The organism is Mesorhizobium caraganae, from assembly GCF_016836705.1.
Classification (GTDB): domain Bacteria; phylum Pseudomonadota; class Alphaproteobacteria; order Rhizobiales; family Rhizobiaceae; genus Mesorhizobium; species Mesorhizobium caraganae.
Window position 1 is genome coordinate 1 of the sequence record NZ_JAFCGY010000106.1, and the last position, 860, is coordinate 860.

An 860-nucleotide genomic window follows, 5' to 3' on the forward strand; every position below is an offset into this window, starting at 1 on the left:
TTTTCCTTCTCCCCTTGTGGGAGAAGGTGTCGCCGAAGGCGACGGATGAGCAACCGTGTTTCAGATTGAAGCTGGGCTCCAGGGTTTGTTGTCTCGGACCATGGCGTTGAGGGTTGTGATGAGCTTTCGCATGACGGCGACGATGGCGACCTTTGCCAGCTTGCCGTTTTCACGCAGGCGCCGGCGGAAGGTGGCGAAGACGGGATTATGCACTCCGGCGCTGAGCGCAGCCATGTAGAGGACGTTGCGGACGGACTCTCGGCCGTCCCAGATGGATCGCTTGCCTTTGAGCTTGCCACTGTCGTGGTCATAGGGAGCAAGCCCGACCAAAGCGGCGATCTGCCGATTGGACAAGCGACCCAGTTCGGGTAGCAGCGCAATCAGAGTGGCACTTAAAACCGGGCCGACGCTGGGTGTGGAACGCAGCAGGCGGTCGCGATGTGCCAAGCTGCGGTCGCCCGCGATCGCCTGTGCGATCCGTTTGTCGAGCAGCAGGATATCGGCATGGAGCCGGGTCGCACGCCGCTTGGCCAGGCGCTGGAGAGCCGTATCGCGCACATGCTCAAGCTGGTTGTTGACGCGGCCGAGTTCGGCGTGGAGCTGGCGCCGTACCGTGACGAGTTCGGTCACCAGCTCAAGGCGAGGGTCGAGATCGGTCGGGTGGGCCGGCAGTGTCGCCAGGAAGCGAGCGATCAGACGTGCATCGATGCGATCATTCTTGGCGTTGATGCCGGCTGCCCGTGCGAACTGGCGCAGCCTGTGCGGGTTGATGCGACGCACCGGAAGGCCCGCCCGCCATAGCGCCTTGAGCGCGGCCCGTTCATAGCCGCCGCTCGCCTCGAGACCGATCGTGTCGATCG

1 protein-coding gene is annotated in these 860 nt (G+C 63.7%); it reads right to left on the bottom strand.

The window, feature by feature from the left end; all coding sequences use genetic code 11:
* Positions 1-60: 60 nt before the first annotated feature.
* Positions 61-860, bottom strand: an 800-nt coding sequence (locus tag JQK88_RS35495) for an IS110 family RNA-guided transposase (RefSeq protein ID WP_203281237.1), incomplete at its 5' end; no start/stop codon positions are given.